13 protein-coding genes are annotated in these 15,105 nt (G+C 58.6%); 10 read left to right on the top strand and 3 right to left on the bottom strand.

All coding sequences use genetic code 11. The annotated features are described in order from the left end of the window. Window positions 1-99 precede the first annotated feature (99 nt). The 3 genes from WMW72_RS16810 to WMW72_RS16820 all read left to right on the top strand — a co-directional run bounded on the left by WMW72_RS16810 (window position 100) and on the right by WMW72_RS16820 (window position 4,164). A complete protein-coding gene (locus tag WMW72_RS16810) occupies window positions 100-1,401 on the top strand; it encodes an efflux RND transporter periplasmic adaptor subunit (protein WP_341416676.1) in 1,302 nt (433 codons plus the stop codon). 18 nt (window positions 1,402-1,419) lie between these two features. After that, complete coding sequence (locus tag WMW72_RS16815; protein WP_341416677.1) at window positions 1,420-3,156, top strand: hypothetical protein; 1,737 nt, start codon at window positions 1,420-1,422, stop codon at window positions 3,154-3,156. Window positions 3,157-3,363: 207 nt separating this feature from the next. After that, on the top strand, window positions 3,364-4,164 hold the full coding sequence (locus WMW72_RS16820; protein ID WP_341416678.1) for an alpha/beta hydrolase: 801 nt from the start codon (window positions 3,364-3,366) through the stop codon (window positions 4,162-4,164). Between the two features lie 75 nt (window positions 4,165-4,239). Here WMW72_RS16820 and WMW72_RS16825 read toward each other — a convergent pair whose 3' ends face one another. From WMW72_RS16825 to WMW72_RS16835, 3 genes are all read right to left on the bottom strand, one after another. Further along, the gene (locus tag WMW72_RS16825; RefSeq protein WP_341416679.1) at window positions 4,240-5,940 is read right to left on the bottom strand and encodes a methyl-accepting chemotaxis protein; all 1,701 of its coding nucleotides are present in this window, start codon (window positions 5,938-5,940) and stop codon (window positions 4,240-4,242) included. A 24-nt stretch (window positions 5,941-5,964) separates the two neighbouring features. Then, window positions 5,965-6,957, bottom strand: coding sequence for a BMP family lipoprotein (locus WMW72_RS16830; RefSeq protein ID WP_341416680.1), 993 nt, complete (start codon window positions 6,955-6,957; stop codon window positions 5,965-5,967). A gap of 191 nt (window positions 6,958-7,148) precedes the next feature. Next, window positions 7,149-7,910, bottom strand: coding sequence for an IclR family transcriptional regulator (locus tag WMW72_RS16835; RefSeq protein ID WP_341416682.1), 762 nt, complete (start codon window positions 7,908-7,910; stop codon window positions 7,149-7,151). A gap of 442 nt (window positions 7,911-8,352) precedes the next feature. On the opposite strand from WMW72_RS16835, the gene WMW72_RS16840 reads away from it, so the two are divergent. From WMW72_RS16840 to WMW72_RS16870, 7 genes are all read left to right on the top strand, one after another. After that, window positions 8,353-9,126, top strand: a complete 774-nt coding sequence (locus WMW72_RS16840) for an ABC transporter ATP-binding protein (protein WP_341416683.1) — start codon at window positions 8,353-8,355, stop codon at window positions 9,124-9,126. 17 nt (window positions 9,127-9,143) lie between these two features. Next, a complete protein-coding gene (locus tag WMW72_RS16845) occupies window positions 9,144-9,908 on the top strand; it encodes an ABC transporter permease (RefSeq protein ID WP_341416684.1) in 765 nt (254 codons plus the stop codon). A 47-nt stretch (window positions 9,909-9,955) separates the two neighbouring features. Next, window positions 9,956-10,972 (top strand): ABC transporter substrate-binding protein, encoded by a 1,017-nt coding sequence (locus WMW72_RS16850; protein ID WP_341416685.1) that lies wholly within the window; start codon window positions 9,956-9,958, stop codon window positions 10,970-10,972. A gap of 23 nt (window positions 10,973-10,995) precedes the next feature. Further along, window positions 10,996-12,420 (top strand): UbiD family decarboxylase, encoded by a 1,425-nt coding sequence (locus tag WMW72_RS16855; RefSeq protein WP_341416686.1) that lies wholly within the window; start codon window positions 10,996-10,998, stop codon window positions 12,418-12,420. Between the two features lie 155 nt (window positions 12,421-12,575). Continuing rightward, window positions 12,576-13,286 carry a 5-oxoprolinase subunit PxpB gene (pxpB, locus tag WMW72_RS16860; RefSeq protein ID WP_341416687.1) on the top strand — a complete coding sequence of 237 codons (711 nt, stop codon included), beginning with the start codon at window positions 12,576-12,578 and terminating at the stop codon, window positions 13,284-13,286. Between the two features lie 5 nt (window positions 13,287-13,291). After that, entirely contained in the window at window positions 13,292-14,296 is a 1,005-nt protein-coding gene (locus WMW72_RS16865; RefSeq protein WP_341416688.1) for a 5-oxoprolinase subunit C family protein, read from the top strand. 12 nt (window positions 14,297-14,308) lie between these two features. After that, on the top strand, window positions 14,309-15,097 hold the full coding sequence (locus WMW72_RS16870; protein WP_341416689.1) for a LamB/YcsF family protein: 789 nt from the start codon (window positions 14,309-14,311) through the stop codon (window positions 15,095-15,097). Window positions 15,098-15,105: the final 8 nt, after the last annotated feature.

The raw sequence follows: 15,105 nt of genomic DNA on the forward strand, positions 1-15,105 counted from the left end.
CCCGAGTTTCCAGGTTATCTCTGCCATCGGCAGGAAGCCATGAATAGAGAAGGCGTCACAGAAGCGCCGCGTAGAGAAGCTTTCAGAGGAGGCAAAGATATGATAAGGGTGAGTGCAGAGAAAAAACGGGCAAGGAGCCATCTGCTGGGGGTAGTGCTGACAGCAACGATGCTGTCGGTCGTAATGGCCGGCTGCTCGGTTGGAGGACCCGGAGGCAAGGGTGCTGCGGAGGCTCAATTACAGGTTCGGGCGGTTAAAACCGAGCCTGTCGTCAAACGGAGTATCGGCCAGCCGGTCGAGCAGGTGGCGGAGATTACGTCGCAGCATACGATTGACGTTGTGCCTAAGGCGAACGGCGAAGTCGTCGAGGTGCTGAAGAAGCGCGGTGAACGGGTTGAGAAGGGTGATGTGATCCTGCGGATCGACAGTCGCGATGCGGAGTCTGCGAGACAGAAGAGCGAGCTGTCGCTGAAGGGAGCACGAGAATCGCTGCAGAAGGCCAAGGATGACAAGGTGAACGGCCGGCAAGATCTGGCGGATGCGGTGTCGCGCGCCGAGACGACGCTAAAGAATGCCCAAGAGGAGCTGGCCAAACAGCATAACGACTTCGACGCCGGCAAAGCGACGGATCGTCAGGTGCAGCAAGCCCAGCAGCAGGCGGACAATGCCCAGATGGCCTTGGACTCGGCGCGCAGCAAGCTGGCCGCGAACGACAATTCCAATTCCATCGCCTCGATCGAGACGCAAGCGGAAACGGCCAAGCTCGCCTATGAGGATGCGACCCGTTCGATCGAAAATTATAGTGTGAAAGCCCCGATCAGCGGGCTGCTAACCGATTTCAACGTGGTTGCCGGGCAGAGTATCTCGGCGGGCGCCAAGCTGGCCCAGGTGCAGCAGGTAGACCCGATCCGCATCAAGGCGGAGCTGTCCGAAGCCAACTATTTGCTGGCGAAGAACAAGCAGGAGTTGGTGTATTACATGCCGGCTACTCCGGATAAGAAAGAGAAGGCTGCGATTGCTTATCTCGCCCCGGTCATGAGCGCAACCAGCAAAACCTATACGCTGGAGCTCGAGGTCCCCAATACGGATGGCAAGCTGCAGCCGGGAGAGCGTGTGTCGGTGCAGGTAACCACGGAAGCTGAGCAGCAGGTGATCGCGGTGCCTACGTTGAGCCTGATCCGCGAGGAAGGCGGGACATACTTGTTCGTTCAACAGGGTGACCAGTATGTGAAGCGCTCCGTGAAGCTAGGCAGAATCAACGGAGCTTACCAGGAAGTGCTGGAAGGCTTGAAGGAAGGCGAGCAGCTGGTCGTGACCGGCCAGCATACGTTGAAGGACGGACAGAAGGTCGGCGATTCGCAGACAGCGCCTGCACAGGCAGCAGAAACCAACTCCAAATAAAGCGAGGAGCGTAACTTCATGAACCAACCATGGAAATCGGGCGTAGCTGCCCTAGTTGTCGGAGCAATGGTCATTCAGGGCTCAGCGGTCGTACTGGCGGCTGATGCTGAGACACCGGCGGCCGCCTCAGTTGTCGCCCCATCCAATTACGGTTTGACGGCGGACATCCGTGCCGCCGTGAAGAGTGTGACTGTAGATCGGACGGCGCAGGGCCTTCAGCTCTCTGCGACGGTCCGACTGTATAACGGAGGAACTGCGCAAACGCGGGTTCCGGAGCATGAGCTTCGGTTGTACGGAGCAGATGGGATTACCTATGTGCTGAAGCCGAGCGCGTCCAACAAGACGGCGCTGCAGCCCAAGGAAATCGGAGAGCTCGTTTATCTGGCGACCGTGGACAGCAAGGATAACTTCCGAGCGGACCATCTGTCCTGGGTGAAGGTCAATGAATATGTATATCCGAAGCAGGAAACGACGCTGCTGGAGGTTCCGGTCAACCAGGTGTGGTATGGAGCTGGCCAAGCATCCTTGTCCAATCTGCCCACGTTGGCCTGGGGAGAGAAATTCTCCATCCCCGGCGTGAACTCCGAGCTCACTTATACGACGAGTCAATACGCCATCCAGCATACGGACAAGGGACAGGTGCTGCTGGTCACGCTGCTGGCCGAGAATCCGGGGGCCGGTAGGGAGACCGTCCCTGCCTTCCGTCTGGATGGAGCTGACGAGCAAAAGGCTTACCGGGGCGCGCCTACCGAGCAGCAGCCGGCCGTGCTCGAAGCGGGAGAGCAAGCCTATCTTCACTACGCGATTCCGCTGGAGACGGGGACAACACTGAAGCAACTGACGGTCGTGACGACCGAAGCGTTCGTGCCGAAGGAAGCCGGCGCACAGCCGGTGGCGGTCGATACCGGCAAGCTTTACTTGGCACTGCCGGCGGATGGTCAAGGCCAGCCGGTGCCTGCCGCGTATACGCTGGGCACGCCGATTGCGTTCGACCCAGTATCCAAGCTGGTTGATGGGCAAACGGCTGTATCTCTGATGGAGCTTCATCTGAACGAAAACCCCGATCTGGGTTATCAGACGGCAGTCGGAAAGTTCAAGCTGACCAACAGGGGCACGGCGCCGGTTGCACTGCCTGCCTTCGGGGCTGAGCTCGTCGGCAGTGGCGGAGCGACCTATGCGGGAGCCAGGCAGGCCAATGTGACGGCACAGCTGAATCCCGGACTGAGCTATATTGTGAATTACTCCTTCAATGTACCAAAGTCCGAACAGGCTGAGGCTTATACGATGAAGCTGCTGGACGGCAAGTCTGCCGCTCCGTATGCCAGCACCGTCGCTTCCCTCCGGACGCCTTTGGAGAAGGACGGGGACAGCCTCAATGGCGAAACAAAGTTCAAGTTATATCCGTTTGAAGTCAAGTTCAACGATTATACGATCTCGGCCATGTTTAACTCGCAGACGTTTACCTATTCGTACAAGATTCTGCTCGATCTAAACATCACGCAGGCGGATGATGTCGTCGTGGATGAGAGTTCGTCCAAGCTGCGCTTCGAGGCTGTGGACAGCATGGGTCGCGTGCTCGATTCGCTGGACGCCCCGTTCGCTGGGAAAAACCGGCTAATTAGCGGCAGGCAGATGCTGACGTTCAATAACATCAAGAGCGAGCAGCTGGATTCCAATGTGACGATCCGCGTGTACGAGGCGGTGGACCTGCCAGGCGGCACTTCTTCCAAGCGTTTGATCAAGACTTTGAAATAATCGTGACTCCTCTACAGGGGTCCGTACCAGGGAGAGACCTCCGGCTTGTGCCGGAGGTCTTCTTCTTTGCGTCCGGAGCAGGAGCGACGAACAATTTCCTGCGGGGGAAGGAACTGGGAAAGCAGCGTCGAACATGAAAACAAGAAGTTCAATGATGTTCATGCCAGCGTTTCGACTACTGCCTGCTGCGGAAGGGGAATTTTTCAGATGTCTGTGATAGAAGTATGGCCAGGGGAGCTGCCCCATGGTCAAGAGCATGTGCAGGAGGAGCGGCCGATCTTGACGCCGTACCTGCTTGAAGCTTCGCAAGGCGAGCGGCATGCTGCCGTTATCGTGTGCCCGGGGGGCGGCTACGGGATGCGTGCCGGCCATGAAGGGCGTCCGGTCGCCGAATGGCTGAACCGGATCGGCCTCTCCGCGTTCGTGCTGGACTACCGGGTAGCTCCGTCCAAGCATCCCGCACCGCTGGTGGACGCCCAGCAAGCAATTCGCATCGTGCGGGCGAATGCCGCTGAGTGGGGGCTTGATCCGGCGCGGATCGGCATTCTGGGCTTCTCGGCAGGCGGTCATCTGGCCGCCTCGGCCAGCGTTTTGTTCCAGCCGGGGGATGAGACCTCTGATGACCCGCTGCTGCGGGAGTCCTCCCGCCCGAATCTGGCGGTGCTCTGCTACCCCGTCATCAGCCTGCTGCCGGAGTTCGGGCATCAAGGCTCCATGCGCAATCTGCTGGGTGAAGAAGCGTCCGAGGACCAAGTCCGCGCGATGAGTCAGGAGCTGCAGGTAAGCGCTGAGACCCCTCCGTGCTTCATCTGGCACACCTCGGACGATCCGGTCGTGCCCGTGGAGAACGCGCTGTACTTCGCCGCCTCGCTGCGCCGCCATGGCGTGCCCTTCGAGCTGCACAGCTATGAGAGCGGCCGCCATGGCATCGGGCTGGCGGAGGATCATCCGTACGCCCAGCCTTGGACGGCGGCCTGCGAGCGCTGGCTGCGATTGCAGGGCTTCTGAGCGGGAAGGCCGTGCCCGGGGCTGAACGGGCACGGCCGCCTCTATGTGGCTAAGGGCGCAACGCTCTCCGGCCGCTCAGTCATGAAGGAGCGTATGATCAGTTCCGCGCTCAGGTACAGCCTCCTCACTGAGCTTGAACCGCTCGATCTGCGTATGCAGCTCGCTGGCGATAAGCAGCAGATGCTTCACTTTACCGTAAGACGCCTCGAAGGCCTTCTGCTGCTCCAGCGTCGAGGCTGAAATTTCCTCACTGCCCGCTGCGGATTGCTCCGTTACGGCGCTTATATTTTCCACCGCTTCCAGTACCCGGCCGCTCTTCTCCCGGGACACATTCATATCATCGCTAAGCCTCGTCAGCTCCCCCACGATGCCTTCCACTTTCTGTCCGATCACCCCGAATGCTCCTGTCGTAGCCTTCATCGCTTCCGTCTGCCGGTTGGCCAGCTCCAAGCCGTTGTGTGTGGAGGCCAGCATCTTGTCCATTCTTTCCGTGATCCGGACTACCAGCTGGGAAATGAGCGCAGCCGTGCCCGATGATTGCTCGGCCAGCTTCTTCACCTCGCCCGCAACGACGCCGAAGCCGCGTCCGGCTTCACCGGCCCGCGCCGCTTCGATGGAGGCGTTCAGCGATAGCAGGTTCGTCTGCCGGGCGATATCCGCGACGAGCCCGGTCAGGGCTTGGATTTCTGAGGCGCTCCCGCTCAGATCCTGAACGGCGAGCAGCAGCGTCTGCATCGCCTCCCGGTTGTATCCGATCAGCAGCTCCTGCTGCTGGACCGCATCCTGGCCGCCCGCCACCGCTTCCGCGGCCTGCCGGCTGTAGTGGCCGGCCTCCACAGACATCTGGAGATTGGTCTCGAAGCCTAGACGCAGGTCCTCTACCAATGCGACTACAGTGGACAAGTCCTCGGACACGGTCTGGCTGCCGATCGCCAGCTCATCGGTGGCGACCGACACCTGATTCACAATTTCGAGCAGCGTTCGGGTATCGGAATTGATTTCCTGGGCTGTGATGTCGAGCTTGGCTCCCGCCTCGCCTACCGAATGGGTCATGGCACGGAGGCTGAGCACCATATCGGCGAAGGACCGGCTCATCTCCACAATCTCGTCCTTGCCCCTCAGCACTGGAGGCTGGACGGCCAGATTGCCCGCGGCCACCTCCTTGGCGCTGAGCTGCAGACGGATAATCGGATGGGTGAGCCGGTGCGTCATTAGAAGGCTGTAAACGCCCGCAGCCACCAGCAGCAGGATGCCGCTGAGCACGGATACGGTCCAGATTTGGTCGACCTGCCGTTTGCTCTCCGCTGTGGCCTGATTGTAGCTGTCGTCATAGTAAGCATTCAGCTGGTAGATATCGTTGAGCACGCCCAAGGAGCGAAGCGACTGGCGCTTAGCTTCCAGACCGTTTTTATCTGTCAGCGCCTTCTCGGATTCGCTTTTCAGCTTCTCGAATTTTGCAAGCGTGCGCTCCACCAGTGGCAGGTCTGCGCCGCGGAGCGTCTGGCTCTTCAAGGTGTTCAGCAGCAGCTGGACCTGATTCAAGTCCTTCAAGGCTTCCGATTTATTATTCTCGCTCGTGCTGAAGGAGAAATTGCTCAGGGACTGCTGGCTGAGGATCATCGCGCCCTTCGCCTGCTGGGCCGTCATCATCAGGCTAACCAGATCGTGGTTAGAGGCCTGCAGACTCGTCAGGCGGATCGTAATATATAGTAGAATCAGCAGCGCCGGAATGAGGGGCACGAGGGAGTTGATCAGAAGTTTACCGCGAAGTTTCAAGGAAAGATCCCTCCATTTTTCAGCTTAAGGCCTGCCTGCAGGAATGGACAGGCTGCCGTCCAGCAGCTGTTGCTTGAGCTTATCGATCTTAGAGGCCTCCTGCGGAGTCAAGGACACGAGATGAAGCGGGGACATGCCCACGCCGTTTTCTTTGAGGCCGAACACCAGCAGCTTCTCGGGGAACGCCCTTTTTTCCGCAAAGGTTTTAATGGCCGCGTATATCGCCGTATCGATATTTTTGAGCATGGACGTGATTACAGCTTTCTCTGCCATAAAAAATTGATCCGAGTCGACGCCGATCGCCATTTTCCCTCGTTTTTGCTGCTCCTGCAGCATGCCGACGCCCGTAAATCCGGCCGCGGCAAAAATAATGTCCGCATTGCTGCCCTCTACCATCTTACCGGCGATCTGGCTGCCGAGCTGGGCGTTGCCGAAGTCGCCGGCATAGTCGATGACTACCTTGGCCTTGGGATTGGCCGCCTTGACGCCGGCTGCAAAGCCTTGGCCGAATTTGTGAATAATCGGAGCGTCGATTCCGCCGATAAATCCGACGGATTGGGTCTGAGTCTTAAGCCCGGCGATCAGGCCGACCAGGAAGCTGCCTTCTTCCTCCTTGAACGTCAGAGAAGCTACGTTGGGCAGCTCTGAGCTTTCATCTATGAGCAGGAAGGGCTGCTGGGGATGCGCCTTGGCGATCTTCTCCAGGCTTTCCTTGATCGTAAAGCCCAGGCCGACGACTAGGTCGCAGCGCTCCGCGATCAGCTCCTGCAGGCCCTGTTCGTAGGTGCCTGTACCGGACAGCTCCCGGTAGTCGAATTCGATAGATAGCTCGTCGCGCGATTTCGTCAGCCCGGCGAACGCTGCGTCATTGAAGGACTGGTCGCCCAGCCCGGAGTCGGAGAGCATGATGCCGACCTTGAGCTTGGCGGGAGCCGCAGGCTCGGGCTTCATCCCGCACCCGCTGAGCAGCAGCAGCAGGGTCAGCGCAATCGGCAGGCAGCGGTGCAGTAATCTCATAGGCATTTATGCCCCTTTCGTCGTGATATATGAGTCCATGGTTTGATAAGGATAGTGTATGACGGGACTAAACGCCTAGTATTAACGGGATGATAAAAATATGTAAATGCAAGCCCGCGCGGCTAACGCACAAAAGCCTCATCCGGTTTGGATGAGGCTTGGACAATTGCATGCGAAGTTACAGGTATAGGCTACGTAGACTCCTGGTAGCCCAGCTTCCGGGAGATGTCATGGGCAGCCTTGACGACCTTGTCGATCAAGACGGGCATCTGGCCTTCGCCAAACTGAACCTCCAGCCCTGCGATGCTGAGGGCGGCGACAATGTCGCAGGCGTGGTTGAAGATGGGAGCGCTCAGCTCGGCGGTATAATTCTCCAGCTCGGAGCGGCTGAAGCTGTATCTCGTCTCCCGAGTAAGCTCAAGGGATTGGCGCAGCTTGTCCTTGCTAATGATCGTCCCCGAGCCGATGGGAAGCAGTTCGATCTCCTCCAGATAAGTCTCTCGTTCCTCCTCCGGCATGAAAGCCAGGATGGTCCGGGAAGAGGCTCCGGCATAAAGCGGAGCTTTTTTTCCGATTTTGGTGAAAAGTCTAACCGGATGATCGGTGTCCAGCTTTTCAATATAGATCGATTCGTTTCCGTCCCGAAGCACGAGATGAACGGCTTCTCCGATCTCGGAGCGCAGCCTTTCCATGACCGGGAGAGCGATATGCCGGATGTCCAGGCGCTCTGCGACCAGATTGCCGAATTGAAGAAAGAGCAGGCCGAGCGAGTAGTGCCCGTTTTTATCTTTATGAAGAAACCCCATTTCCTCCAGGGAGCCCATCATCCGATGAACCGAGGTTTTGGGGATGCCGGAGAGCTGAGCCATTTCGTTCATGTTGAGTTTGGAATGGGTCAAGAAAAGATTGAGCAGGTCCATGGACCTGACGACGGTCTTATTTTTGTTTTGCACGTTACACGCGTTCCTCCTGCTTGGCCGGCTGGAAGCTTTGAGCCTTCAAAGCTTCAGCGCATCGTTTATGAAGAGTATACACCGAATATAGCATGAACTCCATGTCATATCCTAATTATTCCATCTGCTATAAGCCTTGATTTTCGACCAATACCAACTATAATGATCGTATATCTAGGTTTAAATTCGGATTATTTTTCCCGAAATTCGGAATTATTAATCAACAACGAGGAGAAGGGAGGGAAAAAGCGGCGTCAGAAGCGGTATTCAAAGGTTTTTTAGGCTTGCTTTTTTCTCAATACCGACTATAATGATCGTATATATCAAGTTTCGAAATTTGGTTTATTAATTCCGTAATTCGGAATTTAAAGAGTTGATTATGACGACATGCAAGGTTTTCTTGGATTGTGCTTGACACTATGTTCGTATAGGAGAACGTGAGATGAAGAAGAATCAGGCCAAGCTGCAGGTTCAGAACCTGGAAGTTCGTTACTCGACGAAGGAGCATAGCACGCTCGCCCTGGACAAAGTGAACCTGTCGATCCGGGAAGGCGAGTTTGTCTCGGTGGTCGGTCCAAGCGGGTGCGGGAAATCTACGCTGCTCAAGGTGGCGGCTGGACTGCTGAAGCCGGCGGGCGGACAAGCGATGCTGGACGGCAAGGAGATCGACGGAGTGACCGGCCGGGTAGGCATGGTGTTCCAGAACGACGCCCTGCTGCCATGGAAGACCGTGTATGACAACGTTCGGCTGCCGCTTGAGATTCAAGGCATCTCCCGCGACCGGCAGGGGGAGGAAGTGCGCCGGCTGCTCCGCATGGTGGGGCTCGCCGAGTTTGAGCGGTATTTTCCGAGGCAGTTGTCCGGCGGCATGAGGAAGCGGGTGGCGCTGGCCCGGACGTTTGCTTACGACCCTGAGCTGTATCTGATGGACGAGCCGTTCGGCCCGCTGGATGCTCAGACGAGGGTGACCATCGGCAAGGAGTTTCTCAAGATGTGGGAGCAGGTGGGGAAAAGCGTGCTGTTCATCACCCATGACATCGAGGAGGCCATCGCGCTGTCGGACCGGGTGGTCGTGATGACGAGCCGGCCGGGACGGATCAAGGCGGAATTCGAAGTGAACCTGGAGCGCCCGCGCCCATTTTATGACATCCGCTTCGACGCCAGGTTCAAGGAGCTTCAGAAGGAAATTTGGCATTGTATGGCTGAGGAAACGTAGAGAGGGGGGAGCCTGCCATGTCGGGTACAGAGGAATACGGCAAGGTGAAGGTGTGGTCAGGAAGAATTGCGCTCGGCGTCCTTCTCCTGGGTTTGTGGGAGCTGCTGTCGGGGAGAGCCTTCAACGCCTTCTGGTTGAGCAAGCCTTCCCTGATCCTGGAGCGCATCGTAGAGATGACGCAGAAGGGAACCTTATGGTTCCACTTGAGCGTCACGCTGCAGGAAGCAGTGTTCGGCCTGATCATCGGGATGGTCGGAGGGACGCTGCTGGGTATTGTTCTGGCATATAGCGGGATTTTCGAGCGGTGGATTTATCCGTATATCATGGCGCTGTACAGCTTGCCGAGGGTGTCGCTGGCCCCGCTGTTTATCGTGTGGTTCGGGATCGGCATGTCCTCCAAAATTTTGATGGTGGTGGCGATGGTCATCTTCGTGGCCTTCTACAACGCCTTCGAGGGCATCCGCAACATCGACAAGGATCTGCTTGATATGATGAAGACTTACAAGGCCGGCAAGCTGCAAAAGCTGACCTGGGTGATCCTGCCCTCCATCACGGTCTGGATTCTGACCAGCCTTCGGCTGAATATCGGCATGGCGCTGATCGGTTCGGTCATCGCGGAGCTGGTCGGCGCGAACCGGGGCTTGGGCTACTATATTACGTATTCCTCCGGCATGCTGGATACGACGGGTATTTTCACGGGACTGTTTCTGATCATGCTGATCGCGGTTGTCCTGGAGCAAGTGGTCATCCAGCTGGAGCGGAGATTATTGAAATACCGGTAAAGGAGCATTTGTTTTTATCCAACTAATTCAAGGGAGAGTTGCTACTTATGAAAAGCTTAACTTCTGTATCTGCGCTGCTGCTTGGCTTGTCTCTGATGTTCGTATCGGCCTGCGGCAATTCCCCGGCGGGGAATCCCCAGTCTTCCGGCGCGCCCTCCGAGTCGAAGCCGGCACCGGCGGCGGCTTCGCCGACCACCATCAAGGTAGGACTCGTCTGCGGAGGCATGACGCCGCTGCTGACCCAGATCGGGATCAACGACGGCTCCTTCGAGAAGGCCGGTCTGAAGATCGAGAAGACCTGCTTCAACGCCGGCGCCGATGCGGTGCAGGCGCTGGTCGGCGGCAGCATCGACATCAACCTGGGCTCCTATGAGCATGTGCTCAGACAGCAGAAGAACGGTCTGGATGTCAAGGTATACGGCGAGATTTACAACGGCGTAGGCTATGCGCTGGTGGTGAAGAAGGAAGCCCCTTACCAGAAGCTGTCCGACCTGAAGAAAACGACGCTGGCTGTCACCAAGGTAGGAAGCCTGTCCGACACCGGCCTGCGCGCAGGTCTGGAGAAGGATGGGGTCAGTGCGGAGAAGGACGTTCAGATCATCAACGGCGGCAGCGGCGCCACGATGCTGGCGGCTATCGAAAGCGGCAAGGCCGCAGGCGGCATGGTGTCCGAGCCGACGACCGCACAGATGCTGGCCTCCGGCAACTATCGCATCCTGTATGATCCTCCTTTCGAATATGCCGGAATTGTCATCATGGCCAAATCCGAGTGGGCCGCAGGGCATAAGGATGCGATGAAGGCCTTCCTGAAGGTCAATCACGACGTCAACGAGCGCGCGCAAAAAGACCCGCAAAGCGCTGTGGAGCCTATGCTCAAGGAATTTGACAAAATTCCTCAGGATATTTTGCTGACTGCGATCAAAAACCAGCTGCCTAAGGTCCCGGCCGGTCTGAAGATCACGAAGGCCGCTGCGGACATGGTCGTCAGCACCCAGCTCGAGCTAGGAGCGATCAGCAAGGAAATTCCGTTTGACAAAACTGTCGATCTGACCTTGCTTCCTTAATCCCAGAAACGGAGGATTCAGCTATGGCAAAGGATTTGCGAACGTATCTCCAGGAGCTCGTACACCGCTACCCGGAGAGTCTGAAGGTCGTGGACCAGCAGGTTGACCCGAGATTCGGGATCACGGCCTATGCGTCCAGGCTTGCCCAGGAGGGCCAATATCCGGGGCTGCTCTTCACCCAGGTGCAGGGCTCCGAGCTGTCTTGCATCTCGAACCTGCTTACGTCCTACGAACGCATCGCACTGTATCTCGGCTGCGAGGTGCAGGAGATTCCTAGGGTATACGGGGAGAAGCTGCAGGCTCCGATCGAGCCAGTCGAGGTGGGGCGCGCTCAGGCTCAGGTCAAGGAGATCGTCATCGAAGAGGAAGACGTGGACTTGTCTAAGCTCCCGATTCCCGTGCACAATGAATTGGACGGCGGACCATACCTGTCCGCGGGCGTAATGGTAATCCGCGACCCTGACTCCGGCGAGATCAATGCAGGCATTTACCGGCATCAGATCTTCGGTCCGAAGGAAATGGGCGTATGGTTCTTGGGCGCCCATCACGGCGGCCTCATCTACAAGAAGTACAAAAAACAGGGGAAGCCAGCTCCTGTTGCGATTGTGCTCGGTCATCATCCGGGCTTCGTCATGGGCGCCGTCTCTCGCATCCAGGGGATCGGCGGCGAGTATGCGGCGGCCGGAGCTCTGATGGGCGAGGCGCTGGAGCTGGTCCGCGCGGAGACTTCGGATCTGCTCGTGCCTGCTCAGGCAGAGATCATCCTCGAAGGGGAGATTTTACCGGATTATGATCAAGCGGAGGGCCCATTCGGAGAATGGCCGGGCCATTACTTGGGCGGAGGCTCAGTGCCGACCATCCGGATTACCCGGATCACGCACCGGCGCCATGCGATCTTCCAGGACATCGTGGCGTCTAGCCGGGAGCATCTGGTCGTGGGGGGCGTTCCTCGCTCCGGCAGCATCTACCAGACGGTGAAGGAAGTCGTGCCGAGCCTCAAAACCGTCCATGTGCCATATTACAGCCGCATGCACTGTTATCTGTCCCTGCATAAGGAAAGGGAGGCCGATGTAAAGAAGGCGGCCTTCGCAGCCTTGAACACGGAGCAGGAAAACCTCCGGCATATCGTAGTGGTGGACGATGATATCAACGTGTTCGACGGCCAGGAGGTAGCCTGGGCGATCGGTACTCGCTTTGACGCAGAGCGCGACCTGCTCGTCATCCCTAGATGGAACGGGCCCGGCGGCTTGCTCCCGACGAACTGGGAGTATCATGCTGACGGCAAGCATACGCCGCGGATGTCCAGCGCCGTCATCGTGGATGCCACCAAGCCCGCGCCGCCAATCGAGTTTCCGCCCAGGGCGGTCGTACCTGTCCAGCATGTTGGACTTGCCCGGCTGGAGGCACTGCGTGCGCTGACGGAGGAAGAGAAGCAGAAGTGGTTCTGAGGCTGTCATCGATCCGATAAGTCCCCCCGAGTTGTGGTCCGCTGCCGGAAGGGAAGTGCCCCTTCCGGCCCTGGCCAGCTTGGGGCTCGTTTGTTTACAATGTGATCGAGCAATTATAGAAATAGAAAGGGGATGTTGATATTCGATATGTGGACATGTCCCCGCTCGGGGATAGCGCCCTTGTCGTAAAGCTCGGAGAGCAGATCGATCCGGCTACGCACCGGAAAGTGCGCTTACTGTCTGAGCACTTGACGCAGCATCCGCTGCCCGGGATGGTGGAATACATTCCGGCGTTTACGTCGGTCACCGTCTTCTACGATCCGGTCGTGATTTTCGGGCGGGAAAGACAGGAGGCGCGGAGCGGCGAGCTGCGGCATCCCTATGATATCGTGGAAGGCCTGCTGGCAGAAAGACTAGAGCATCTGGAGGAAGGGTCGGTGGCGGAGCCCCGGGTGGTCGAGATTCCCGTCTGCTACGGCGGCGAATTCGGACCCGATCTGGACCATGTCGCCGAGATCAACGGATTAAGCACGGATGAGGTGATTCGGATTCATTCGGGCGGACAATACCTGGTGTACATGCTCGGCTTCGCTCCGGGCTTTCCGTATCTGGGAGGCATGGACGCCAGGATTGCGGCGCCGCGCCAGTCGACGCCCCGTCTCGCCATCCCGCCGGGGACAGTCGGGATTGCCGGGGAACAGACCGGGATCTACCCGATCGGGACGCCGGGCGGTTGGCAATTGATCGGCCGTACGCCGCTGGCTTTATTTCTGCCGGATAAGCAGCCTCCGACCTTGCTCGAAGCGGGTAATATCATCCGATTTTACCCGATTACCCGCAAGGCGTATGACCAGTGGAGGGAATGAAACGGATGACGATACAGGTGCATAAACCAGGCCTGCTGTCCACGCTGCAGGACTTGGGCCGTTACGGCTACCAGCAATACGGCGTAATCGTAAGCGGAGCTATGGACAGCTTCGCGCACAAGGCCGCCAATCTGCTCGTCGGCAACGGAGAGCGTGAAGCGACGATCGAGATGACACTGATCGGCCCCGTGCTGCAATTTGCGGAGGAGGCGCTGATCGCGATCTGCGGCTCGGATCTGTCCCCGCGTATCGACGGAGAGACAGTGCCTCTGTGGAGGCCGGTGTATATCCGGGCGGGAGCGACGCTTGCCTTCGGCTCCTCGCGCGAGGGCTGTCGCTGCTACCTGGCTGTATCCGGGGGATTCGATGTGCTGCAGCGGATGAACAGCTACTCAACGTATCTGCGCGCAGGCCTCGGCGGCTTCGAGGGCCGGGCGCTGAAGGAGGGGGACCATCTGCCCCTCAAGCCGGTGACGGCGCTGGGGATGAGTCTGCTGGAGCGGCTGCGCGCCGAGGCCGGAGAGGCGGGCTTCGCCTCCGCTTCGTGGCGGTTGTCTTATGAGCTGATGCCGGCCTATGCAGCGCAGCCTGAGCTTCGCGTCATTCCCGGCGCCCAGTACGCTTTATTCCAGGATGAGAGCCTGGAGGCTTTGTTCTCGGAGGAGTTTCGGGTGCAGCCGCAGTCGGACCGGATGGGCTATCGGCTCTCGGGACCGCCGCTTCAGATGAAGGAACGGCTGGAGATGCTGTCGGAGCCGGTCACCTTCGGCACGGTCCAGGTGCCGCCGGACGGCAATCCGATCATCCTGATGGCCGATCGGCAAACGACCGGCGGGTATCCGAAGGTCGCTCAGGTCATCACGGCGGATTTGCCGGTGTTGGCTCAGGTCCAGATCGGCCGTCCCGTGCGCTTCAGGCTGGTGGATCTGCACGAGGCGCAGGAAGCGCTGCTGGAGATGGAGCTGCATGTAAGCTTTTTGCGAAGGAGCATTCATTTGCACTTCATATAGGGGGTATCGGTGATGAAAGTTGTGGATCTGAATTGTGATATGGGAGAAAGCTTCGGCGCGTACCGGCTCGGCCGGGACGCCGAGATCCTGCCTTATGTGACCTCGGTTAATATCGCCTGCGGCTTTCATGCGGGGGATGCCGGGACGATGCGGACGACGGTCAAGCTGGCGCTGGAGCAGGCTGTGGGCATCGGAGCCCATCCGGGGCTGCAGGATCTGATCGGCTTCGGCCGCCGAAGGATGGATATCTCGCCGCAGGAGGCGTATGACCTTGTCGTGTACCAGATCGGCGCCTTGTGGGGCTTCGTCCGCTCCGAAGGCGGAGCGATGCAGCATGTGAAGGCACATGGCGAGCTGTACAATATGGCGGCCGTGAACCCGGGGCTTGCCGAAGCGGTGGCGGAGGCGGTCTACAAGGTCGACCCTGGGCTAATCTTGCTCGGGCTTGCGGGCAGCGAGCTGATCCGGGCGGGGGAGAGGATCGGGCTTCGCACGGCGAGCGAGGTGTTTTCGGACCGCACGTATCAGTCCAGCGGCTCCCTGACCCCGAGAAGGCAGCCAGACGCCCTGATCACCGACGACGGAGAAGCCGTCCGGCAGGTGATCCGCATGGTGCAGGAGGGCAAGGTACACTCCAGGCAGGGGACCGATGTCGGCATCCAGGCCGATACCGTCTGCATTCACGGCGACGGCGCCCATGCGCTCGAATTCGCCCGCACCATTCATGAAGCTCTGCAGCAAGCCGGCATTGCCGTACAGTCTATCGGCCGCACGTTATCGGCCAATCCTGAAGAACGATAGGAGCGTTG

The organism is Paenibacillus filicis, from assembly GCF_038070315.1.
Lineage (GTDB): Bacteria > Bacillota > Bacilli > Paenibacillales > NBRC-103111 > Paenibacillus_G > Paenibacillus_G filicis.

Excerpts from the sequence above, each read along its gene's own strand:
- WMW72_RS16815 (WP_341416677.1), top strand. The coding sequence starts at position 1,420 with ATGAACCAACCATGGAAATCGGGCGTAGCTGCCCTAGTTGTCGGAGCA.
- WMW72_RS16810 (WP_341416676.1), top strand. The coding sequence starts at position 100 with ATGATAAGGGTGAGTGCAGAGAAAAAACGGGCAAGGAGCCATCTGCTG.
- WMW72_RS16840 (WP_341416683.1), top strand. The coding sequence starts at position 8,353 with ATGAAGAAGAATCAGGCCAAGCTGCAGGTTCAGAACCTGGAAGTTCGT.
- WMW72_RS16820 (WP_341416678.1), top strand. The coding sequence starts at position 3,364 with ATGTCTGTGATAGAAGTATGGCCAGGGGAGCTGCCCCATGGTCAAGAG.
- WMW72_RS16855 (WP_341416686.1), top strand. The coding sequence starts at position 10,996 with ATGGCAAAGGATTTGCGAACGTATCTCCAGGAGCTCGTACACCGCTAC.
- WMW72_RS16850 (WP_341416685.1), top strand. The coding sequence starts at position 9,956 with ATGAAAAGCTTAACTTCTGTATCTGCGCTGCTGCTTGGCTTGTCTCTG.
- WMW72_RS16830 (WP_341416680.1), bottom strand. The coding sequence starts at position 6,957 with ATGAGATTACTGCACCGCTGCCTGCCGATTGCGCTGACCCTGCTGCTG.
- WMW72_RS16870 (WP_341416689.1), top strand. The coding sequence starts at position 14,309 with ATGAAAGTTGTGGATCTGAATTGTGATATGGGAGAAAGCTTCGGCGCG.
- WMW72_RS16865 (WP_341416688.1), top strand. The coding sequence starts at position 13,292 with ATGACGATACAGGTGCATAAACCAGGCCTGCTGTCCACGCTGCAGGAC.
- pxpB (WP_341416687.1), top strand. The coding sequence starts at position 12,576 with ATGTCCCCGCTCGGGGATAGCGCCCTTGTCGTAAAGCTCGGAGAGCAG.
- WMW72_RS16845 (WP_341416684.1), top strand. The coding sequence starts at position 9,144 with ATGTCGGGTACAGAGGAATACGGCAAGGTGAAGGTGTGGTCAGGAAGA.